The 22,602-nt window shown below is 40.0% G+C and carries 23 protein-coding genes and 1 tRNA gene; 20 read left to right on the top strand and 4 right to left on the bottom strand.

The window, feature by feature from the left end; genetic code table 11:
* The 3 genes from HVN35_06010 to HVN35_06000 form a co-directional block, all read left to right on the top strand.
* A partial coding sequence (locus HVN35_06010) for a cation transporting ATPase C-terminal domain-containing protein (GenBank protein ID NYB52092.1) occupies nt 1-241 on the top strand: 241 nt, incomplete at its 5' end.
* 356 nt (nt 242-597) lie between these two features.
* Nucleotides 598-951 carry a hypothetical protein gene (locus HVN35_06005; protein NYB52091.1) on the top strand — a complete coding sequence of 118 codons (354 nt, stop codon included), beginning with the start codon at nt 598-600 and terminating at the stop codon, nt 949-951.
* A 31-nt stretch (nt 952-982) separates the two neighbouring features.
* The gene (locus tag HVN35_06000) at nt 983-1,996 is read left to right on the top strand and encodes an NAD-binding protein (protein NYB52090.1); all 1,014 of its coding nucleotides are present in this window, start codon (nt 983-985) and stop codon (nt 1,994-1,996) included.
* A gap of 93 nt (nt 1,997-2,089) precedes the next feature.
* Here HVN35_06000 and sfsA read toward each other — a convergent pair whose 3' ends face one another.
* Both sfsA and HVN35_05990 read right to left on the bottom strand, forming a co-directional pair.
* Nucleotides 2,090-2,857, bottom strand: coding sequence for a DNA/RNA nuclease SfsA (gene sfsA / locus HVN35_05995; protein ID NYB52089.1), 768 nt, complete (start codon nt 2,855-2,857; stop codon nt 2,090-2,092).
* Between the two features lie 141 nt (nt 2,858-2,998).
* Nucleotides 2,999-3,742 carry a hypothetical protein gene (locus HVN35_05990; protein ID NYB52088.1) on the bottom strand — a complete coding sequence of 248 codons (744 nt, stop codon included), beginning with the start codon at nt 3,740-3,742 and terminating at the stop codon, nt 2,999-3,001.
* A 408-nt stretch (nt 3,743-4,150) separates the two neighbouring features.
* On the opposite strand from HVN35_05990, the gene cfbD reads away from it, so the two are divergent.
* The 11 genes from cfbD (at nt 4,151) to HVN35_05935 (ending at nt 12,097) form a co-directional block, all read left to right on the top strand.
* Nucleotides 4,151-5,248 carry a Ni-sirohydrochlorin a,c-diamide reductive cyclase catalytic subunit gene (gene cfbD, locus HVN35_05985; protein ID NYB52087.1) on the top strand — a complete coding sequence of 366 codons (1,098 nt, stop codon included), beginning with the start codon at nt 4,151-4,153 and terminating at the stop codon, nt 5,246-5,248.
* 169 nt (nt 5,249-5,417) lie between these two features.
* Nucleotides 5,418-6,425 carry an NTP transferase domain-containing protein gene (locus tag HVN35_05980; protein ID NYB52086.1) on the top strand — a complete coding sequence of 336 codons (1,008 nt, stop codon included), beginning with the start codon at nt 5,418-5,420 and terminating at the stop codon, nt 6,423-6,425.
* 73 nt (nt 6,426-6,498) lie between these two features.
* Complete coding sequence (hisH, locus tag HVN35_05975; GenBank protein NYB52085.1) at nt 6,499-7,110, top strand: imidazole glycerol phosphate synthase subunit HisH; 612 nt, start codon at nt 6,499-6,501, stop codon at nt 7,108-7,110.
* An 82-nt stretch (nt 7,111-7,192) separates the two neighbouring features.
* Nucleotides 7,193-8,572, top strand: coding sequence for a hypothetical protein (locus HVN35_05970; GenBank protein ID NYB52084.1), 1,380 nt, complete (start codon nt 7,193-7,195; stop codon nt 8,570-8,572).
* 36 nt (nt 8,573-8,608) lie between these two features.
* Entirely contained in the window at nt 8,609-9,037 is a 429-nt protein-coding gene (locus HVN35_05965; protein ID NYB52083.1) for a hypothetical protein, read from the top strand.
* Nucleotides 9,038-9,158: 121 nt separating this feature from the next.
* Nucleotides 9,159-9,770: a phosphatase PAP2 family protein gene (locus tag HVN35_05960; protein ID NYB52082.1), complete on the top strand. Its 612-nt coding sequence runs from the start codon at nt 9,159-9,161 to the stop codon at nt 9,768-9,770.
* A gap of 149 nt (nt 9,771-9,919) precedes the next feature.
* Complete coding sequence (locus HVN35_05955; protein NYB52081.1) at nt 9,920-10,387, top strand: HIT family protein; 468 nt, start codon at nt 9,920-9,922, stop codon at nt 10,385-10,387.
* A gap of 185 nt (nt 10,388-10,572) precedes the next feature.
* Nucleotides 10,573-10,644 (top strand) — tRNA-Arg (locus HVN35_05950).
* A gap of 383 nt (nt 10,645-11,027) precedes the next feature.
* Nucleotides 11,028-11,345, top strand: coding sequence for a zinc-ribbon domain-containing protein (locus HVN35_05945; protein ID NYB52080.1), 318 nt, complete (start codon nt 11,028-11,030; stop codon nt 11,343-11,345).
* Nucleotides 11,346-11,349: 4 nt separating this feature from the next.
* Nucleotides 11,350-11,541 (top strand): hypothetical protein, encoded by a 192-nt coding sequence (locus tag HVN35_05940; protein ID NYB52079.1) that lies wholly within the window; start codon nt 11,350-11,352, stop codon nt 11,539-11,541.
* A 79-nt stretch (nt 11,542-11,620) separates the two neighbouring features.
* A complete protein-coding gene (locus HVN35_05935) occupies nt 11,621-12,097 on the top strand; it encodes a hypothetical protein (protein ID NYB52078.1) in 477 nt (158 codons plus the stop codon).
* 228 nt (nt 12,098-12,325) lie between these two features.
* Here HVN35_05935 and HVN35_05930 read toward each other — a convergent pair whose 3' ends face one another.
* Nucleotides 12,326-13,141, bottom strand: coding sequence for a zinc-ribbon domain-containing protein (locus tag HVN35_05930; GenBank protein NYB52077.1), 816 nt, complete (start codon nt 13,139-13,141; stop codon nt 12,326-12,328).
* A 490-nt stretch (nt 13,142-13,631) separates the two neighbouring features.
* Complete coding sequence (locus HVN35_05925; GenBank protein ID NYB52076.1) at nt 13,632-15,278, bottom strand: fumarate reductase subunit A; 1,647 nt, start codon at nt 15,276-15,278, stop codon at nt 13,632-13,634.
* 152 nt (nt 15,279-15,430) lie between these two features.
* On the opposite strand from HVN35_05925, the gene sepS reads away from it, so the two are divergent.
* The 6 genes from sepS (at nt 15,431) to HVN35_05895 (ending at nt 22,339) form a co-directional block, all read left to right on the top strand.
* Nucleotides 15,431-17,092 carry an O-phosphoserine--tRNA ligase gene (sepS, locus tag HVN35_05920; GenBank protein ID NYB52075.1) on the top strand — a complete coding sequence of 554 codons (1,662 nt, stop codon included), beginning with the start codon at nt 15,431-15,433 and terminating at the stop codon, nt 17,090-17,092.
* 82 nt (nt 17,093-17,174) lie between these two features.
* Nucleotides 17,175-17,831, top strand: coding sequence for an endonuclease V (locus HVN35_05915; protein ID NYB52074.1), 657 nt, complete (start codon nt 17,175-17,177; stop codon nt 17,829-17,831).
* A 10-nt stretch (nt 17,832-17,841) separates the two neighbouring features.
* Complete coding sequence (locus tag HVN35_05910) at nt 17,842-18,216, top strand: CTP-dependent riboflavin kinase (GenBank protein NYB52073.1); 375 nt, start codon at nt 17,842-17,844, stop codon at nt 18,214-18,216.
* Nucleotides 18,217-18,399: 183 nt separating this feature from the next.
* A complete protein-coding gene (ribB, locus tag HVN35_05905) occupies nt 18,400-19,077 on the top strand; it encodes a 3,4-dihydroxy-2-butanone-4-phosphate synthase (GenBank protein ID NYB52072.1) in 678 nt (225 codons plus the stop codon).
* A 302-nt stretch (nt 19,078-19,379) separates the two neighbouring features.
* Nucleotides 19,380-20,918: an SAM-dependent DNA methyltransferase gene (locus tag HVN35_05900; protein NYB52071.1), complete on the top strand. Its 1,539-nt coding sequence runs from the start codon at nt 19,380-19,382 to the stop codon at nt 20,916-20,918.
* Between the two features lie 107 nt (nt 20,919-21,025).
* Nucleotides 21,026-22,339: a putative DNA binding domain-containing protein gene (locus HVN35_05895; protein NYB52070.1), complete on the top strand. Its 1,314-nt coding sequence runs from the start codon at nt 21,026-21,028 to the stop codon at nt 22,337-22,339.
* Nucleotides 22,340-22,602 lie beyond the last annotated feature (263 nt).

Raw genomic sequence — 22,602 nt, 5'->3', positions numbered from 1 at the left:
GGGATGCCAGACCAGCCGCACCTCAGTATTTAAACTGGGATTGTTTAAAAATAAGTGGATATTAAGAGGAATAGCATTTTCCATCATCATCCTCCTGGCCATTATATATCTTCCACCTTTGCAGGGGATTTTCGGAACCACCGCCCTGGGATTAAATGAATGGCTTTATTTACTCACCTTTGTACCCATAATGTTCCTGGCAGATGAATTGCGCAAGTACTTTATTCGAAGATCATTATAGATTAATAGATTATTTGAAAAGATTGAGAGATTTACACTGCACCTTACCCGGTTATAATAATGCAACTAAGTTTTTTTCATTAATTGAAGGTTTCATAAAACCTTAAAACGGTTTAATATAATTATATTCTGGGTATGTCCCTTAATTCAAAATCAAGCAAAAAATAAGGATTAATCGGACTTTAAATTGCAGAATTAGCCAATTTCCGAATTTAAATTATTTGTGGGACAGCCCCCATTCTATAAAAATTTTTTTTCATGAGAAATTTTCATAATAAATCATATTAAATATAAACAAAAAACGAGATAATATAATTATAATGAGATTTGAGGAATTAAATGGGAGGATTATAAAAAATGAAATGGCAAATTATCCTTTTATCGTCTTTAATTTTAGTTTTTATGTCATTTTCGACTGTTTGGGCTGTTGAAGATGCTCCTGGAGTATCAGAATCCAAGATTAGCACTTCCAATGTAGCCAGCATCACACCATTAATGAAAGGTAGTAGTGGAGGTAGTAAGAGCAGCAGTTCCAGTTCCAGTTCCAGTAAAACCAAAGTGAAAACTGGTGACGGAGATGATGATGATCTGACTGCTGGAGATGATACCACTGGAAATGGAGGATTCCCCTGGTGGATTCTCATTTTAGGTGGAGTTCTGTTACTGGTGATAATTGGAGTTTTAGTCTGGTATTTCTTCCTCAGAAAATAATACAGGTAGATCCAAATTAAGGGAGATCCCGATGTTTGTCCTTTTCAGGGTGCTCAGGAAAAGCATACCCCTAGTGGCTAAACAGAGACTTACCTGGATTTTAATCCTGGTTATCTGCATAATAGCCTACGGAACCCTTGGTTTCCACTTCATAGAAGGCCAACCATGGACTGTATCTTTTTACTGGACCTTTGTAACTATAGGAACCGTTGGATACGGAGACTACAGTCCAGAAACTACTCTGGGAATGTTTTTCACCATTAGTCTCATTGTGTTGGGTATTGGAACCTTTGCACTGGCAGTAGAATCCCTGGTTAATTTAATCTTCAAAAAACAGCAGATGAAAATTATGGGGCTGATCAATGTGGAAAGATCAAAACACATCGTAATTTGCGGCTGGACCGAAAGTACAGTTGAATGTATTAAAGAAATTGGGAAAAGTGGAGAAATTTTCGTGCTGGATGAAGATGAACAGGTGCGGAAAAATGCCCTTAAAACTGGGGCCAACTTCGTGCATGGTGATCCCACCCGCATTAAAGACTTGGAGAAGGCTAATGTCAAGGGTGCACAAGCAGTTATTGTAGATATGGACTCTGATTCAAAAACAATCCACTGCATATTGAGTATTAGAAAATTAGACCAGGATGTACGGGTGATTGCTGAGGCACAGCGTTATGAGAACATCGAACAGATTAAACTGGCTGGTGCCAGTCAGGTTATCTCACCAAATGTGATCTCCGGACGTTTGATGTACAAGAGTATAGATGATGGTTATGAGGCCATGTTTGTCCAGGATGTGCTGGCAGAGCACAAAAGCAGGGAACTCAGGGAAGTGAAAATAAGTCCCGAAAGTCAGTTCAATGGTTTAAGCCTCTTAGAAGCAGATATCCATGAGAGGACCGGTGTGGTGGTGGTAGGAGTGGGTCGTGATGGTGAACTCACCATAGACCCCCCACGTAGTTACACTCTAGAAACTGGAGATGTGGTTTTAGGCATTGGTAAGGCAGAAGAATTTGAAAAACTTGAAAACACTAAAGTAACCTAAATTTAACCCTAAAAAAGTTAAATTCTCTATTTATTTAGAATTCCCTTCTTTAGTATATTTATTTACTAATAGAGTTTGAAAAACACGATTAAATCAAGGTTGAACCTTTACTTTTACCCTTTTTAAAGGATTTAATTCCAATTCATTATTTTGGTAGTTGACAGTGAAAGAATAGGCAATTATGTGCACATCCTCTTTTTCTGCAAGGGATAATGTCTTTGAAAATTCCGGATCCATTTCCCAGTTGGGTGAAAAAACCTCAACATCCTCCCTGGGAATTAAAAATAATACTGTCGAATTCATGCCCTGCTTTTTGGCTTTAATCAGCTCTTCTAAATGTCTTTTTCCCCGGATAGTGGGTGCGTCAGGGAAGCGGCCCCGCCCATTATCAACCAGAGTGCATCCTTTAACCTCCAGTAACATCCTATTTCGGAGGATTTCCCTTTCATCCTCTGCTGAGTTGCTTCTTTTTTTACTTATATTATCCACTTCATCAACTGTTAAAAGAAAATCAACACGACTTTTACCAAAAGTGTATTCCCTTCTCTCAACATGATAAGCGGATAATTCTGGTACTGCTTTTGATCTAATTAGTTCCGCTGCCAGGTCACTGTGAAAACCTGAATTTATAAGCACCCATGTTCCTTCGCTTTCAACGGCAATGACATCGTACCTGGTCTTGCGATTGGCCGGATTTTGTGCTGGGCGGAGGAGTAAAGAAGCTCCAGGAACCAATAATTCTTTTAATCGGCCAGGATCATGTAGATGGGCCTTTTCAATCCTGGCATCTTTTTCAAAGATTACTGTGAAACGATTGGGCCTTTCACAGAATACACCTTGGATTATGTTGGGAATCTTCACCTAATCACTCTTAATTATAATTCAATGAATTGATGGGAAAGATGGGAAATAATTCTCTTAAAAGATTATATTCTCGTTGCAAGCCGTATTTTCCTTTAATTTTTTATAAAAGAATAACAGGATATGCTATTTTATAAAAGACTATAATATTAGGCTATCAACTACACTTGCAAATTCCTTGGCATGTTCAAAGGTTTCATTAAAAGATGCGTAAGTGTAGGTTTCATAGACCATGGCCGGTGTTCCTGATTGGATTATGGGTATAGTTACATAGGGACCGCTGGTGGGCCCACCATCCAGTGGTGGGACATAGAAAACCAGCCAGGGTATTTTGCTCACTATTAAATGGGCCAGGAATCTGGAGCGACTGTCATCCACAGGTACGGATATGAACTTGGTTTCAGGGTAGTCCCCTTTGGTGGAGTGCACATCCACCACCATATTGTATTTAGATTTCTTTATATCTGGCACTGCATAGTCCAGGGCCAGTTGCTGGCCATTGATTCTCCCCTGGGTGTAATCATCCCTATTCTTGGTGACTGTTATTTGGTAAATGTAATAACAGTATTTCAATGATTTATCACCAGTTATAACTGACATCATGGCCTGATGGGCCTGGACTTCCAGAGGATGCACCCCCAGCACGTAGGCAACTTTTACTGGTGAGTTGGGATTTCCGTAGGGCCCGTAGCGAACCACAAAACCATAATCCCGTTCACCTAAGAATTTAACTGTGGGTACAGCATCAGCTGCTTCAATGGATTTAGATGAATTACCAGCCCATGATCCATTGAATTTATAATCAAAACCATTCGTGCTGGAAAACGTCCCTGTAATTATTATAATAACTATTAAAATTATTCCAAACCATGTTTCCCGGTTCATTTCATATCACCATGAATACATCATTAAATATTAATTATATCATCTTAAATTAAATTGAATTAATTTAAAAGTTTTATAAAACATGTACATTCGAATCTGGGCTTGATTAATCTGAATTTTTTAAATTATTTTATGCATTGGCAATTTTTGGGTTTAGTTTAAGATAGATTTTAATATATTGGCATGAGTTATATGCTTATATGTATAATTAAAATGGTACAAGGAAAGAAATTTCTTATAGTAAAATATAGATCGAAATAAGAATTTTATATTGAGTATTATTGAGCATGAGTTCAGATCCCAATCAAGATTTCCAAATCCAAAACAGAACCTTCCTATTAAAATACCATATTTAATGAATTTAATGAATTTAAAAGTCCAATTGGAGAATTTAGAGGTGAATTTGTATTGCATCCTAGACCAAGCCCCATTGCAGCTTCACTATACACTCTTCGTGATTTAAATGCTGATGTTATCATTCTTCACGGCCCTCATGGCTGTTGTTTCCGTACAGGCCGTCTCTTGGAAAATGATGGAGTGCGAGTGGTTACCACTGCCATGTCTGAAAACGATTTCATATTCGGAGCAGCGAAGAAACTGGAGGAAACACTGAAGGAAGTGGAGGAACTCTTCCACCCCAAGCTGGTGGGTGTGGTGGGTACCTGTGCCAGTATGATCATTGGTGAAGACCTTCGGGAAGCTGTTAGCCATGCCCACATCCCTGCCAAAGTTTTGACTGTGGAATCTCACGGAGGTTTAAGCGAAGGGGATAATACTGAAGGAGCTATAGCTGTTTTAGAAGCAGCCCAACTGGAAGGAATAATCCCAGCTGAAGAAACTGAAAGGCAGAGCAGGATGCTTAAAAAAGCCACTATTATTGAAAAAACCAGAGGTATGGCTCAGGGTAAATATATTCCCCCATCCTATGGAGATGATAAAGAAGAAGTAGCCCAGGTACTCTTAGATGCCTTTGAAAAAGGGGAAAAAATCGCACTGGTTCTCAATGCCAAGAAGGAAACCTCATATCTATTCGCTGATATCTTAAAGATCCCATTCCATGCTTTATACCCTGAAAATAAAGCCACTATTATTGCCAATCTGGATTTGGAAACTGGACTCCCCCGCATACGCCAACATGCCCATAACATCCAGGATGAACTGGATGCGATGGGTGTTGAAATTAATATAATTAGCGGAGGATTGGATGAATATCCAGTTACTGGAGATAAGGCAGTTGAATTTCTAGAAAAACAAGGCTTTGACCTGGTGGTGGTGGCAGGAGTTCCACATGCCCTGCCTATTGAAAAATTAAAAGCAAAAACCATTGCCATTACTGATGGCCCCCGCCTGGTGGAACCCTTAAAAAAACTGGGATACACTTGGGTGGTCACTGAACTGGATGCCCATGCAAAAACCTTGGGAACACGTGAGATAGTTCCCTCTGACTTTGGAACTGTTTTAAGGGAAAAAATGGATAAAAATTCATCTCTTAAAAAAATAGTTTAAAATTAAAAATGGTTTTTTAAGATTCTCCTACTGGAAGTTGATGAATTTTTATATATAACTGATTCTATAGTATAGGCAATATAATGAGGATTTTAAAGTAAAATTTCAATCAATCAATTAAAACCCCGATTATAAATTTTTGTAATAATAATGGTAATAAGGTGATTAGATGACAAAAACAGTGGGTATGATACTTTGCGGTGGATTTGGTAAGCGATTAAGGCCATTGACTGAAAGAGTGCCTAAACCTCTTATTGAAATCAAAGATAACTACACCATTCTAGATAAACAACTTTTTGATTTTAAAAATGCAGGTGTTAATCAGGTTTTCCTTTTAACCGGTTTTTTAAGTGAGAAAATTAAGGAAAGATTCGGAGATGAATACATGGGGGTTAAAATTGAATATGTGGAAGAAGACAAACCCCTTGGAACCCTTAACGCCATTAAGCTGGGAATGGAAGCTGTTGATGATAATAAACAGTGTGTTATACGTAATGGAGATGTTGTGGCGGATCTTAACATTAAAAAGATGATTGCACAGGGTGAAAAGTCTGATTATCCCTTATCACTATTTATCACCCGCATGGTATCCCCCTATGGGATAGTGGAAATCAGTGGAGATCGTCTGGTATCCTTTAAAGAAAAGCCAGTATTGGACTATTTTATTAATGGAGGAGTTTACTTTACCCAGGGTGAATTAGATTTCGGAGATTTCGATGTGGGAGATATTGAAAAAACTGTTTTCCCCATGTACGCCAAAAACAACCAGCTGGGTTACTACCAGGAAGATGGACTGTTCTGGATGGCCATTGACACCTCTAAAGAACTGGAAGAAATCCGGAAAGAATATCAGAACCGGGAAGACAAACCCTGGGGATACGAAAAAATCCTGATAAACACCGAGAAATATCTTACCAAAGAGTTATTCATCAGAGAAGGCTACCAAACATCCTACCATTACCACCCAGAAAAGGATGAAACCATGTACATCCTCAGTGGAGCAGGATACATAGAATTCCATGATCATAAACATTATTTCGGGAAAAATGACACCATCCGCATAAAACCTAAAGAAGAGCACACCATCGTGGCCATGGAAAACACTGTTCTCCATGAAATCTCAACCCCTCACCCTGACGACACCGTCCGAGTTAAGGACTACTACCAAGTCAGGTAAATCTTTTTTTTATCTCCTTTTAATTTTTGAAAAAGAGTTTGGTTGATTTAAAGGTATATAAGGCCCATATCATATGATAGCAATTATTGATTATGGCAGTGGAAACCTGAAAAGCATCCGCAATGGCTTCCAGAAGGCAGATGCAGATGTGGTGGTAACCCGGGAAAAATCCCTGCTTGAAAAAGCAGATGCACTGGTCCTCCCAGGAGTTGGTGCCTTTGGAACTGCCATGGAACACTTGAGAAAATACGAGAACATCATCCATCAACACATCCGAGATGATAAACCATTTTTAGGAGTCTGTCTGGGTCTTCAGGTACTTTTCAGTGAAAGTGAAGAAAGTCCCGGTGTGAAAGGACTGGATGTCTTCCCGGGAAAGGTGCTCAGATTTCCGGAGGAATTAAGAAATGAGAACCTTAAAATACCCCATATGGGCTGGAATAACCTCAATATCAGGCAAGAATCACCTTTACTTAAAGGGATAACTGATGATTACATGTATTTCGTGCACTCGTATTATGTGCAGCCAGATGATGAAGATGTGGTATTGGCAACTGTTGATTACGGTCTCGAAGTTCCTGCTGTAGTGGGATATGATAATACATTCGCCACTCAATTTCATCCGGAAAAAAGTGGCGATGCAGGGCTTGAAATTCTTAAAAACTTCCTTGAAAAAGTTATATAATTATTTTTTAAGACGCAAACAGTTAAAAAAAACACGGTGTAAGAAAAGTTTATATATTTGTATTACTAAAGAAGGTGTTACTGTGGATATGGAAGGTTTCGTTAGGCGCAGCCTGGCAGAGGGTAAGGAAGAAACTGTTCAAAAAAGACTTCAGGAAAAGATACTTGAATTCAAAGAGATTAAACCAGAACAGGCCAATAAAATGGCAGAAGCTGTGCTGGATGAAGTCAAATACACCCTTAAAATCGAAGACCATCCTGATGAATCCCTGAAAACCCTCATAAAATATCCCATATCCGGAGTGGGTATGGGAGAAATGGGTGTAGGATCCAGAGGCGCCGGAGACTTTTTTGTTCACCGTCAGATAGCAGAAATCGTCAAAAGCAGCCACACCGACGCTTTCATCAATCCCACAGCACAGGATGATGGAGGAGTGGTCAAAGCACCTGCTGGAGTGGATGAAATATACATCACCACGGCAGTTGATGGAATTCACTCCAGACTTAGTGAATATCCCTTTTTAGGCGGTTTTCATGTGGCCCGAGCTGCCATGCGCGATGTCTGTGTTATGGGTTCTCAGCCAGTGGCCCTTCTCAGTGACCTGCACCTGGCAGATGATGGAGAAGTGGGAAAACTCTTCGATTACACTGCCGGAGTATGTGCCGTGTCAGAACTTACTGGAGTGCCCCTGGTTGCAGGCAGCACCCTGCGCGTGGGTGGAGACATGGTACTGGGAGACCGGCTGGTGAGTGCAGTGGGAGCAGTGGGAATATCACCCCACCCCCCCACCGCCCGGAAAAGAGCAGAAGCAGGCGACGTGATTTTACTCACCGAAGGTTCAGGTGGAGGAACCATAACCACCACTGCCCTCTATCACGGCCTATTTGATGTGGTTTGGGAGACCATGGATGTCAGTTTCATACAGGCCTCAGAAGCAATACTAAAGGCAGGACTGCTTCCTGAAGTGCATGCCATGACCGATGTGACCAATGGCGGGCTCAGAGGTGATGCTCATGAGATATCTCAAACCACCGGCTTGGGGTTAGCATTCTGGGAGGATGAGATACGGCAACTGGTAAACCCCCAGGTCCTGGAAATGCTGGAAAAACTGGATATCGATCCTCTGGGTGTTTCCGTGGACTCCTTAATGATTATTGCCACTGCCGATGTGGCCCGTAAGGTGGAGAAAACCGTTTCTAAAGCTGGAGTTAGAATAGGTCGGATTGGTGAGGTGGATGATACGGGAATTCCCCGGCTAGTGAGTGATGAGGGTGAAAAAGAACTTAAACCACTATTCAGAGAAGCAGCCTACACCAAGATAAAAAAGATGGTGGGTGATCTTCACCCTGAAGACTTTGACCAAATGAAGCAAAAAGTGGAAAGAGCAGCTCATGAAGCAATTGAGAAAAAAAATGAAGTAGTTAAGAGAATAAAGGAGAATCACCCCCAATTAACTCTTTAACCTACATTTAAAAAAAAAAACTTATTGATGGACAATATGGATGAGAAAGGATTTGCATACACTCTGGATGCAGTTTTAGCACTGATACCAATTATGATTGTTCTTTTCACAGTTAGCAACATAACTGCGTCACCGGAATCACACTCAGAAGTCTTATCAAACCAAAAAGCCCAGGATATTATGGAGCTTATGGCCCGATATACTGATGCTGATGGGATGACAGTTTTAGATAGCATGTCTAATGCTCTCAGCTCCGGAAACAATAGTGAGGCTAGTATAAAAAAATCGGGGCAGATTGCATCATCTTTTCTTGATAAAAACTTACCCTGCAGCTACCTATTAACTGAAGAAAACCAGTTGAAAGGCAAACCTATTGCTGGGAAACTTGATCTTGATAATGCCCGTAACCTGGCCACTGCTTCCCGTAACTGTGGAAGCTACACCTTTAGAATTTATGTAGAATAGAATCTCATTTTAACTCCTTCCTTGAAAAATCATCCCTAACTGGAAAGGTTTGATGAAACATTTTATTAGTTACTATTTTTAAAGTGGATGTTAGACCTAAAAAAATGAGACGGAGGCATTCATGCCCATTTATAAGGACAATCAATCATTTAAACTGAAAGAGAACATTGCAAATTTCATATCCGCTGTTACCAACCCCCCCTTTGTAGCAATTCCAGTTTTCCTGATTATAAATTACAGTCTCTTATCTGAAGGAAACTGGTTATGGTTTTCTAGTGTCAGCATATTTTTTGTGAGTTTACTGCCTATTCTGACCAGTTTTTCCTGGATCAAGAAGAAGAATTTGGAAGTGGACATGCCCCGCAGGCAGGATCGGATTTATCCACTGTTACTGGTGATACTGTCTTATATCATGGGGGTGGTGGTGCTTAACCTTCTGGGAGCACCGCAACTTACCACGGTTTTAATGTTTTGCTATCTGACCAACACCATTGTTGTACTCCTATTCAGCCTTTTCTGGAAAATCAGCATACATGCTATGGGGATTGCCGGCCCTGCAACTGCCATAATATACCTTTTCGGATGGACCGGACTTCTCTTCAGTTTACTGGTACCCCTGGTTGTCTGGAGCCGGCTTTACCTGAAAAAACACACCCCTGCCCAGCTTATAACCGGCACATTTCTAGGTTATTTTTTAACCGCCACCCAGATTTACCTTTTAATAGGATTTTAAAGGAATACTTAACCAAAGAATGGGAAGAATGAGATTTTTTATTATTTAATCTGAATATAATATACTAAATACAATAGTACTTAATGCATCAGGACTTTAATCATCAGCACTTCTGTAAACATGTTTTAAATCTGTGGATGTGTTTTTAGGTGGAATGTGAGTATTTTGAAAAATTAACCCAACATGAATTTGGTGAATTGTTGGCTGAAACTGATTACTGGCTTATTATCCTAGCCCCGGATCAGAGGAACCTGGGAACCTGTGTGGTGGCTCTTAAAAGAGATGAAAAAGAACTTTCCGGTTTAAAGGATGAAGAATGGATGGATTTATCCAGAGTAGTTAAAGAATTGGAATCTGCAATCAAAAAGGCCTTTCATGCCACCATGTTCAACTGGGGATGTTTGATGAACTCCTCTTACCTTCTAGATCCCCCTTCACCCCATCTGCACTGGCACTTCATTCCCCGTTACCGGGAACCAGTGCAATTTCAGGGTAAAACATTTGAAGATCCCTGCTTCGGAAGGAGCACCATGCATGACCGGGGCAGATCTGTTGAACTTGGAGAAGAATTCCGAAAAGAAATTATGAAGAGAATAAATGAATTTATGGAAATTTAAAATCATCTTCGAGTTAAGATTTCCCCTCAGGAGGACATGCCAGCATATTCGATGAAATAAACTGATAAATAAACATCAGCGAAAACACTAAAAAACACTTAAATAGAAAAAAATCCAACTAGTAATAGGTTCCAACCCATACTGTTGAAACTTGATTAAATACCTTATATTACTATTTTACTTATGCCCTGATAGTGTAGTGGATATCACGTAGGATTGCGGATCCTATTACCCGGGTTCAAGTCCCGGTCAGGGCATGTTTTTCTTTCTATTATTAAAAATTATCAATATTAACTGTTTAGAACAATAAATGCCCTCATTATGGGAAAAATCATTCCAAATAGCTTTTGGATTTACATTTTGGGACTTCAAAGTTGTTGGTGGGTTTGAGGGATATTTAAGGAAATTTTTGACGTGACTGGTCTATTATTTGTGAAATAACAATAATAACAATAATAAAGGATTTCAATACGAATTTTAATTTATTATGCAAAATACAACCCGTAAACTTAGCATCCCCTCTCTGATAAAAATTTAAATAATTTAAGAAAAATATCATAGACTATAGAATCAACTGGGAATGGTATTTTTATACAGTAAAATTACTATTTATTCATTTATAGAGTTTGGAAGTGCTAAAATGTTCTGTCCAAAATGTGGAGAAGAAAATCCGGAAAATGCAGAATTTTGTGCTGCTTGTGGTGTAAATATAGGTAGTTTATTAGAAAAGGCCCAAGACTCTAAGAAAAATGAACCGAGTGGTGAAAGTACTGGATCTTCCAATACCATAATCGATGAAAATCGCGTGTTCGATAAAAGAAACAATATTACTTTTATAGTCGTTTTGGTAGCTTTTTTTATTTTAGTAGCGAATTATATACTTTTAAAAAATAATTACATAATTATCCTCATTGTAATATTAATTATAATATTAGGATCATCACTAAGCAGGAGATGAACAAATGGATGATAAGATTAAAGCAATTATAGGAGTAATATTGGTTGTTTTAGCTATAATACTTTACTTACTTTCCCAAATATCCACTTCACTGGAAAGTGTGGGAACCAATCTCTTATACATATTCTTATCAATGGTTTTTGCCATTGCTGGTATTTTGATTTTATGGAAGTCTTTACCGAAAATCCTGAAATAAATTAGGATGTGTGGATATGGAAAATGGATTTATATATTGCCCTAATTGTGGAAATAAAACTCCTAGAGAAAATTATTGTATGAAATGTGGTGAAGCTATCGAGATTTTCGGGGAAAAAGAAGATAATGATGTTAAAGGTGAAGAGTTAATAATCACCTCCATTATTGTTTCCCAAACAGGGAAAAGATTGGCAGATCCTAAAACCCTATATTTCACCACCAATCATATCTTGAAAGATAAATGTTCGCGTTCAAGTTTTTCTGGGAAGAATATGAATATGAAAGAATTAGTTAAACATGAATGTAACGTGGAATTGAATGATCCAATTAACATCAATGAGATTCAAGAGAAATACCCTGAAATCGAGATTATATCCTATGATGAAATAGAAAAAGCAGAACTTTCTAATAATTTTTGGAATACTTTCCTGGAAATAACCACAACCACAAGTACTTCAAAATACGTTTTAGCAGGGAAGAAATTCAAAAAAAACTATTTAGAGCTGTTTGAACGAATTTTGGAACCTAAAATTGGAGATAGGTTTCAAGTGAAATAATCAATTGACATCAGAACAAAATTTTTTTAAAATTTGGGGACTGTAAAGTTATTGGAGATTGATTGATACCTGCTATAAATTTTTGCCTTAAATTATCTTTTTTGGATGAAAAAACCATAATAAACGAATTTCAAATTTGAATGGGAAGTAAGACCGCCATTATCTTTACAATCCCTAAATTGTGGTTCACTATAAAAAAAATTAAAAAATTGATTTATAATGTTTGATCTATAATGTTCTGAAACTGTTTATAATGGTGTCAAAATACTTTTTCTGACTATTTAAAGTGTTTCCAAGATCAGATCCCCGTGCTATGCACATTATCATATAGGTTGAATCGCCTTTCTCCCAAGTTATAGCTCTAACTTCCGTGACATGACCATGATTGTTAGGTCCGGTGTAAATCGATTCTTTGGCTGTAACACCATCCACCGTAATATAATTAGTGCTTGTCTCTTTCATATCGCCTGATAACGCTAGGAACATGTTCTTACTATCCTCCACAGTCCTTCCTGAAGATTTAAGTATTTTACCTATAACTACTCCAGATGACTTTACTACATCCGTTTGGTACATGTTTGAATCTCCTAAATCTACAGCAGTCATTGATGCGTCAGTTCTAGTATTGTTGATATTCCACACATCAGGGTAATCAAATGAGAATTGGCCATTGTTGAAGTTTTTGGTACCCATTGCAGGTGCAATAGGTGTGTTTAATGATCCAGAAAATAAGGATGTTGCAATAACACTTAAACATATAATGACCGCAGCTATTACCAACATATTCCTGCCATGAAACTTAGAATCCTGATTATCACGTGTATAAAGATATACACCAATTAAAATACCAATAAGCCCCCCTAAAATAGCAAAAATATAACCTATAACTACCAGTATGGTTGAAGGTTTATTTTTGCCTGTGAAGGAAGTTTTATTTCCCATTGATTTTGATGCTCTGACATTAGGTTCAGATAATTTAGTACCACACTTTTCACAGAAAATAGCATTTTCTACGTTTTTGGCTCCGCAATTATGACAATACATCCACTTAACCTCCCTAACTAATTGATTTTAAAATAAATCTTTAATTGTTTATTAACCTTTTGAAGATTGTATGAAGCATTATTTGGATACAGAATCATCAAATTTAGGCTATATAAATAGCTTGATAGATTTAAAAAAAATATCTTTCAATTTCAATAAGCAAAATTTCCTATTTTTTGTCCGTATTATATTCTCAAAAAAAGAAAAAAAGATAAAAAACTTATAATCAGTGGATTAGGTATTTTTAATGATAAAATTAAAAAAAATCACTAACTATAATAATTTATTAACCAAACAATGATTTCCAAACCAAGGATATTGTACAGATAAGGAAATGAATAACAAAAAGCTAGATGGGTCCTAGTCAACTTTTAATTAAACATGCCTTGAAGCCATTAAAGTCGTTTTATGACTGCGAAAAGACGTTAGGATCCTTAATTCATTAAATTGAATTCATCGCATTGCATCAAAAAAGATCTAGAGAAGATACTTACCTCTTTATGTATTTCACCTTCTTATCCCTATTCAAAACAATACTCTTCCTCCACTGGTCTCTTCTATCAGGATAGTCTGCACGGTAGTGTGCTCCCCTGCTTTCTTCACGGATAAGAGCAGATTTAGTTACAAGTTTTGCTATTAAGATCATGTTCTCCAGTTCCAGGGCATCCAGCAGGTGCTGATTATATCCAGTGCCCTCTGGAACTATCATCAGGGGCAATTTATTTTTAATGGCTTTAATCCTTTCCAGAGCAGACTTCAAACCTTCTTCCCTTCGTATAATGGCCACATTATTCCACATGACTTCTTGCAGTTCTTCTTTAAGCTGGAAGGGATAGTAATCTCCGTCTTTGAATATTTTTTTAATTCTTCCTTCTTCCCTATCCAGTGAAGCTGGATCCAGTTGGAAGTGGGATTTTTTAACATTTTTAGCAGCTGATTCACCGGCCCTTCTTCCGAAAACCTGGGTGTCGGCCAAGGCATTTCCACCCAGACGGTTGGCTCCGTGTATTCCGCCTGCAGCTTCCCCTGCCGCATAGAGGTTGGGGATGGTGGTTTCACACTGGGCATTTATCCGGGCCCCTCCCATGAAGTGATGGGCGGTGGGTGCTACTTCCATGGGCTCTTTGCGGATGTCCACTCCCACATCCTGGAATTGGAGGAGCATGGTTTCCAGTTTCTCTTCAATAACTTCTGATGGCAGGTGGGTGACATCCAGGTAAACTCCTCCACTGGCTGTGCCCCGTCCTTCCATTATCTCATTGTAAATGGCTCTTGACACTACATCTCGTGTGGCCAGCTCTCCTCGAGGGTCGTATTTAGTCATGAACCTTTCACCCTCAGAGTTTATGAGTTTTCCACCCTCACCACGCACTGCCTCTGTCACCAGTACTCCACGACGGGAATCCGGATATAACATGCCAGTGGGGTGGAACTGGACTTGTTCCATGTCCAACAGGTCTGCACCCGCATTCCATGCCAGTGCATATCCATCCCCTGTTTTTTGCAGTGCATTGGAGGTTACAGGATATATCCAACCAGCACCTCCCGTGCTTATGATGGTTGATTTGGCCTTAAAAATTATGAAATTTGTGTGGGACAGGGATATTCCACATGCCCCTCCCACATTCCCTTCATCATCCTGCAGAAGTTTAGTGATCATTACTTCATCCACAGTGGGGATATTGAGACGGGTGACCTCCTCTTTAAGGGCAGTCATCATCTCATGGCCAGTTCGGTCCCCCTGGAAACAGGTCCTGCGGTAGGTCTGCCCTCCGAAGGGTCTCTGGTTAAGTTCCCCTGATTCCTGACGGTCAAATAAGGCCCCGTAGCCTTCCAGTTCCGTTAGCCTGTCGGGTGCTTCCTCAACCAGTATGCGTGCCAGTTCCGGGTCATTAAGGTAGCCCCCTCCTTTAAGTGTATCCTCCAGATGGGCCTGAACACTGTCATCAGCATCCACATAGGCAAATGCTGCATTGTAGCCCCCCTCAGCCAGAGTTGTGCACCCAGATTTGTATGATAATCCTTTGGATACTATTATTACATCTTTTCCATGTTTTTTGGCTTCTATGGCTGCTCGGCATCCGGCCCCTCCGGATCCAATCACCAGTACCTCTGTAGAGTAAGTCTCCCTTTCCATGATATGAGATTGCACCTTAGTTTTATTTAAGTTTTTTAAGTAAACCAACAAAAGCTTAAGAGTATAATTAAAAACAAATATAAAAACTGGTAAGAAGAATTTGTTATTATCTTATAACCCAGTATTTCTTTTAACCCATGGGAGGATGTTTAGTGAAGAAGAAGGAGATTTTGAAACTGGCAAAGAGGGATTTTGAAAAGGCCTGGGTGGAAACAGGTCTAAACCTGAAAAAACCCCATCATGATGAGGAATATCCCCGGATACACCTTAAAACTGGGCAAACTCACCCCCTGTATAATACCATTGCCAGACTACGCCAGGCATACCTCATGCTGGGTTTTTCCGAAACCATCAACCCCCTGTTTATTGAAGAAGACCATATTTACCGCCAGTTCGGACCGGAAGCCCCTGCAGTTTTAGATCGCTGCTTCTACCTGGCTGGCCTGCCCCGTCCAGATATAGGAATTGGGATGGACAAAATTGAGAAAATAGAAAATCTGGGAGTTTCACTGGATGAGGCTAAAATTCAGTCCCTGAAAGAAGTGTTTCGCAGTTACAAAAAGGGTGATACCAGTGGCGATGACCTGGTACGAGACGTTTCAAATGCCCTGGAGGTGAAGGATGCTGATGGTCTCAGAGTCCTGGAGAGGGTTTTTCCAGAGCTGAGAGAACTCACTCCCATCTCCAGTAAAACCACTTTACGCTCACACATGACTTCTGGCTGGTTCATAACCCTGGAATCCATGATTAAAACCCATCCATTGCCTGTTAAATTATTTTCCATTGACCGTTGTTTGCGCCGGGAGCAGAGGGAAGATTCCAGTCACCTGATGACCTATCACTCTGCTTCATGTGTCTGGATGGATGATGAGGTTTCTCTGGATATGGGAATGGCTGTTTCTGAGAGTTTACTAGAATATTTTGGTTTTGAAAAGTTCAAATTCTTACCTGATGAGAAGAAATCCAAATATTACATTCCCGGAACCCAGACTGAGGTTTACGGTTACCATCCGCAGTTAAAGGACTGGGTGGAGGTAGCCACCTTCGGATTATATTCACCTATCGCCCTGGCTCGTTATGGTATTGACCAGGAAGTCATGAATCTGGGAGTGGGTGCTGAGAGAATGGCCATGATCATGGGTGGTTATGAGGATATCCGTAAAATGGTTTACCCCCAGATCTACACCAAGAAAAGCCTCAGTGACCGTGAGTTAGCTTCCATGCTCCGTATGAACCTTTACCCGGTGACAGATGAGGGTAGAAGACTGGCCGAATCCATTATCAGCACTGCCCGGGAACATGGTGACTCGGAATCTCCCTGCCAGTTCACTGCTTTTAAGGGGGAGTTCATGGATAAAAACATTGAAGTTAAGATTATAGAGCCAGAGGCAGGAACCAAACTCCTTGGACCGGCCAGTTGGAACCGTATATATGTTTATGATGGGAATGTTGTGGGAGTGCCCCATCCCAGCACCCTTCATGGTCTCCAACCCCCTGAGGATGTGATTGATGAAATCATTGCAAATATGGGAAAGGAAATTGTGGATGATCTGGCTATACAGGCCCTGAAAAAGGGCATACCCACGGGTATCAGTTACTTGGAGGGGGTGGCATCCCAAGCCGCCTATCGCATAGAGGAGATGGTGGTGAGTGGAGAGGAAAATGTCACTTTAAGGACTACCATTGCCAAAGCACCTTCTGATGTTAACCTTGTACTGGATGAAGTGGCCATGCGTTACATAACCAGTAAAAACAAGGTGATTGACATCCGGGGTCCCATATTCTGCACCATCACCGGTAAACTCCTAGACTGAAACCAGGCATCTTGCTAGTGAAACTGCATTGAAATTTTAATCCTGCAAATCATAGAAAAGAATGAAAATTAAAATTGTATAAATGTGTTCATTAAACCTAACCCAGCTTTTAACCAGCATACAATACTCTTTGAGTGAGAAAGTGGTGGAAGAAGACTGTTTCAGTAAGTTAGAGCTGGTTGCAGGAGCTGATGTTTCTTTTTCCATGGATAATCAGGCAGTGACCGCGGCTGTGGTGCTGGAACTGGAAGATCTGGAAGTGGTTGAAAGAAAAACCCTGGATCTGCAGTTATTTTTCCCCTACATTCCTGGTTTTCTTGGAGTCCGGGAGGCGGATCCTGTTATATCAGTGGTGAAAACCTTAGATCATGATTTTGATGTATTAATGGTTAATGGTCATGGGATTATGCATCCTGCAGGTTTTGGACTGGCTTCTCATGTGGGTGTGCTGTTGGATGTTCCCACCCTGGGAGTGGCAAAAAGCTTAACTGCTGGAAGGTATATAAAGAAGGCCACCCAAAGACACCACGCACATCAGGAACTCCAACTTATAGGATATGATGAGCGCATGGTTGGGGCCTTTTTTATGGGAAAATATGTGAGTGTTGGTCATAAAATATCTCTTGAAACTGCGCTAGACGTTACTATGCGGACCAGCATTTTCAAAACCCCTGAACCCTTAAGACAAGCCCATATCCTGGCAACTGAAACTTTCAAAAACCAAATAGATACCAACTAAAGGAAATAACATGGAAATCAAAGGAAAAGTAGTATCCGGAACCCATAAAGGCAGTTATTTCATGTCTTTACAAGTTTATAAGGACCAATTTAAGGCAAAACTTGGATTTGAACCATTTCCCGGAACCCTGAACCTGGAAATCTCTAAAGAAGACGCAGCGGCTGTGCATGATCTTGATGATAAAATGAGGATCATTAAGGGAAGTGGTGGTTTTGGAGATGTTAAATTCCTACCAGCCCAGCTGAATAGCAGAATCCATGGTGCTGTCCTGTTTCCAGTGAAAACCCAGCATTCTGATAAAACTCTGGAATTTGTGGCTGGTGAGAACCTCAGGAAAAACCTGCAACTTGAAGATGGGGATGTTGTTACCCTTAAAATAATATGAATAATAATTTTGAATAGAATAGAATCCTGGTCAGTTTGATTATTGATATTTTTTTTGGTTTTGATGATTTGAGTTAAAGATTTAATACCCCTGCCGAACCAATGATTTTAGTGGTGAATTAAGAATTCTGATTAAAAAAATTTTACCCAGTTTTTTAAAAAAAGAATCTAATCTCGTGATTATATGATAAAAAAAGCAGTAGAAGCATTTAGAAAGGGAGAAATAGTTTTAGTATTTGATGATGATAACCGGGAACGGGAAACAGACATGATTGTTGCTGCGGAGTTCATGACCCCCCAGTACATGACCACCATTAGGAATGATGCTGGAGGACTGGTATGCGTGCCCATATCCTCAGAGATTTCAGACAAACTGGGCATACCCTTCATGACTGATGTGATGGAAGCTGCCACAGACAAATATCCTGTTCTGGGTGAATTATCACCTACAGACATTCCTTATGATGAGAAATCAGCTTTCTCAATCACTGTGAACCATAGGAAGACCTTCACTGGCATCACGGATAATGACCGGGCCTGCACCATAAAAGAACTGGGACTCCTGTGTAAGGAGGGGAGATACAACGAATTCGGTAAGTATTTCCGCTCCCCGGGACATGTAACCCTCCTCAGAGCTGCAGAAGGCCATGTTCTAAAAAGACATGGGCATACTGAGATGAGTGTGGCCCTGGCAGAGATGGCCGGTTTAACGGAAGTGGCGGTCTGCTGTGAAATGATGGATGATAACACCGGTAATTCCATGGTCACCGATGATGTTGCAGAATATGCTAAAAAGAATGATTTAGTGTTCTTAAGTGGTGCGGAGTTAATTGAAGGTTACCATAAATTTAAAGACATTTAATTAACCCACTTTTTAAACATGAACCCTTTAACATGAATATCTTCTAAAAGTCAGGGGAGAGCTTCCCATGCATTTAAATCCTTTTTTTGATTTAGATAACTAGTTTTACTATTGCTCTTTATTTGTATTCTTCTATATTGGGTTATGGATCGAATCTGTCATTTATAGCCTCCATCTTTAATTCCACCCATTAATAAGATGTGCCTTACATTTAGTGAAGTATTCACTGAAATGTTATAAAATCCTAAATGATTATAAGGTTATTATAAGATAGACACCAATTATCATTGATATTGAATTTTATGGGGGTTATGGTTATCAGTAAAACATCCAATGGTGCGAATTTAGGGTTTGAACAGAAATTATGGTCAGCTGCGGATAAACTCAGAAATAACATGGACGCTGCTGAGTATAAACACGTGGTTTTAGGCCTTATTTTTTTAAAATATATTTCAGATGCTTTTTTAGAAGTTCATGAAGGTTTAACCGCTGATGAGTATGCTGATCCAGAGGATAAGGATGAGTATTTAGCTCTGAATGTTTTCTGGGTGCCACCGGAGGCCCGGTGGGACCAGTTAGAGAAGAATGCTAAAAAGCCGGAGATTGGTAAACTCATAGATAATGCCATGGAGGTTATTGAAAGGGAAAACCCTGATCTTAAAGGTGTTTTGCCCAAAAATTATGCTCGGGAGGCTTTGGATAAGCAGAGCCTGGGTGGTATCATCGATCTTATTGGAACCATTGGCCTGGGAGATAAGGAAAGTAAAAGCAAGGACATCCTGGGCAGGGTTTATGAATACTTTTTAGGACAGTTCGCCAATGCAGAAGGGAAAAAGGGCGGCCAGTTCTACACACCCCGCAGTATAGTTAAGATTCTGGTGGAGATGATTGAACCCTACCAGGGACGGGTCTATGACCCCTGCTGTGGCAGTGGAGGGATGTTCGTTCAATCCGAGAAGTTCGTGGAATCCCATGAGGGACGCTTGGGAGACATTTCCATCTATGGCCAGGAGTCCAACCAGACCACCTGGAGGCTGTGTAAGATTAACCTGGCCATCCGTGGTATTGATTCTAATATACAGTGGGGTGACACTTTCACCCAGGACAAGCACCGGGATCTCAAGGCTGATTACATCCTGGCCAATCCCCCCTTTAATGACAAGGACTGGAAGGCAGAACTTCTGGAGGAAGATCCGCGCTGGAAGTATGGGATGCCTCCTAAGAGGAATGCCAACTTCGCCTGGGTTCAGCACTTCATTCATCATCTCGCACCTACTGGTATTGCTGGATTCGTCCTAGCCAATGGCTCCATGTCAGCCGGTGGGCAGGAAGGTAAAATCCGGGAAAAAATAGTTAAAGGGGATCTGGTTGATTGTATGGTGGCTTTACCCTCCCAGTTGTTCTACAACACTGGAATACCAGCCTGTCTGTGGTTCATCAGCCGGGATAAGAGTAATGGTAAATTCCGGGACCGTCGGGGTGAAATACTTTTCATTGATGCTAGGAAGATGGGCTACATGGCTGACCGCACCCACCGCGAACTCAGCGATGAAGATATAAAAGAGATAGCAGATACTTATCATGCCTGGAGGGGTGAAGGCGGAGAATATGAGGATATCCGTGGATTCTGCAAATCCGTCACCCTGGATGAGGTTAAAAAGCACGACTACATACTCACTCCGGGACGTTACGTGGGCTTTGCTGAGGAAGAGGAGGATCCGGAGGAGTTTGAGGAGAAGATGCGTAAGCTGACCTCAGAGTTGAGGGATCAATTCCAGGAGTCTGAACGGTTGGAAAAAGAAATCCGCAAGAATTTAAAGATGTTAGGATATGAAATTTAGTAAGAATTTAAATTTAACCGTGTTAAATCCTAAAATAATAATTTAGGGGGGTTTTAAAAATCGGACCAGATATATCTGAATTTCTCGAGGATGATGAGAAAGAAAATATGGAGTTTAAGTCTTCATTATCTGATAAAGATGCAATAATGAAAACTATTTCCGCTTTTTCCAACAAAAGAGGTGGGATTATCTTAGTGGGGGTTAATGATAATGGTGAAGTCATTGGAGTTGGTATGGGAAGAAACACCTTGGAACAGTTGGCAAATGAAATTAGAAGAGAAACAGATCCTTCCGTTTCTCCTTATATCGATGATCCCCTTGTGAATGGAAATAAGATCATCCTGATTGAAGTATCAGAAAGCACTGAAAAACCCGTTTTCTATCGGAACAAGGCCTACATCAGAGTGGGGAGAACTAATCAGAAGCTTTCATCCACGGAAATTAGAAGTTTGATAACCAATGAACATCGAGTCACCTCCTGGGATGAACAGATCATAGAAGAAGCTACCCTTGAAGATATCGATGATAAACAAGTGGAAAACTTTCTAAAACTTGCATCCATTAAAAGAAATCTGGATTTGGATCCTAAAACACCAAAAAAAGAAGCCTTGAACCGGCTGGAATTAACTAGAGATGGGCAACTAACCAACGCAGCAGTACTTCTTTTTGGTTCTAATCCTCAAAGGTTTGTTTTGCAAGCCATAACACAATGCGCCAGGTTTAAAGGTATTGATACAGATGAATTTGAGGATGTGCGAAATTTTGAAGGCACCATTATTGATCAAAGAGAAGATGCTTTGAAATTCATAGGTAAACATATTGGGAAAAGTGCGAAGATAGAAGGTGTGGAGAGGGTTGAAGAGTTTGAATACCCACTGGAAGCCATCCGTGAAGCAGTTACCAATGCTCTCTGTCATAGAGATTACAGGATCAATTCAAATGTCCAGATAAGAATATTTGAGGATAGAATAGAAATCTGGGGCTGTGGACCACTACCTGAACCATTAACCGTGGAAGATCTTAAAAAAGCGCATGATTCCATACGAAGGAATCCTTTAGTAGCTAAATGTTTTTACAGAATAGGCTTTGTAGAAGAGTGGGGTACTGGAACTCAGAGAATAATCAAGTCCTGCCTGGAAAATGGATTACCTGAACCTCTTTTTGAGATTAAATCTGGGAGTCTTGTGGTTATCATCCGAAAATATAAATATGCGCAATTAAGGAAAAGTGAGATAGGTGAAAGACAAAAAAAAGCAATAGATTACTTATTAAAGAATGGAAGAATAACCAACGAAGAATACAGGCGAATAAACCCTGATATTGGACGATACACAGCTTTAAAAGACTTGAAAGACCTAGTTAGTAAGGGAGTTATCACTGCTGAAGGTAAGGGCAGATATACCTATTACATTCTCGTTTAATCATAGAATGTGCATTGAATGTGCATAGAATCAACATAGAATCAACATAGAATCAACATAGAATCAACATAGAATCAACATAAGGGCAATAGTGGTTATGGTCATATTCATGATGAATAACAACAATCGGCGCATGAAATCACGCATTAAATGTTGTTGCACAACTTGGTACATAGAATCAATCTTTGGGCAGATAAATATAAAAATTGGGAGTCTGAGGCCTTTAAAAATGGCAAATAATGAGCATTGATGAAATGTTTGAT

It is taken from the genome of Methanobacteriaceae archaeon, from assembly GCA_013403005.1.
Classification (GTDB): domain Archaea; phylum Methanobacteriota; class Methanobacteria; order Methanobacteriales; family Methanobacteriaceae; genus Methanobacterium.
This window is presented reverse-complemented; position numbering and strand designations above follow the sequence as displayed.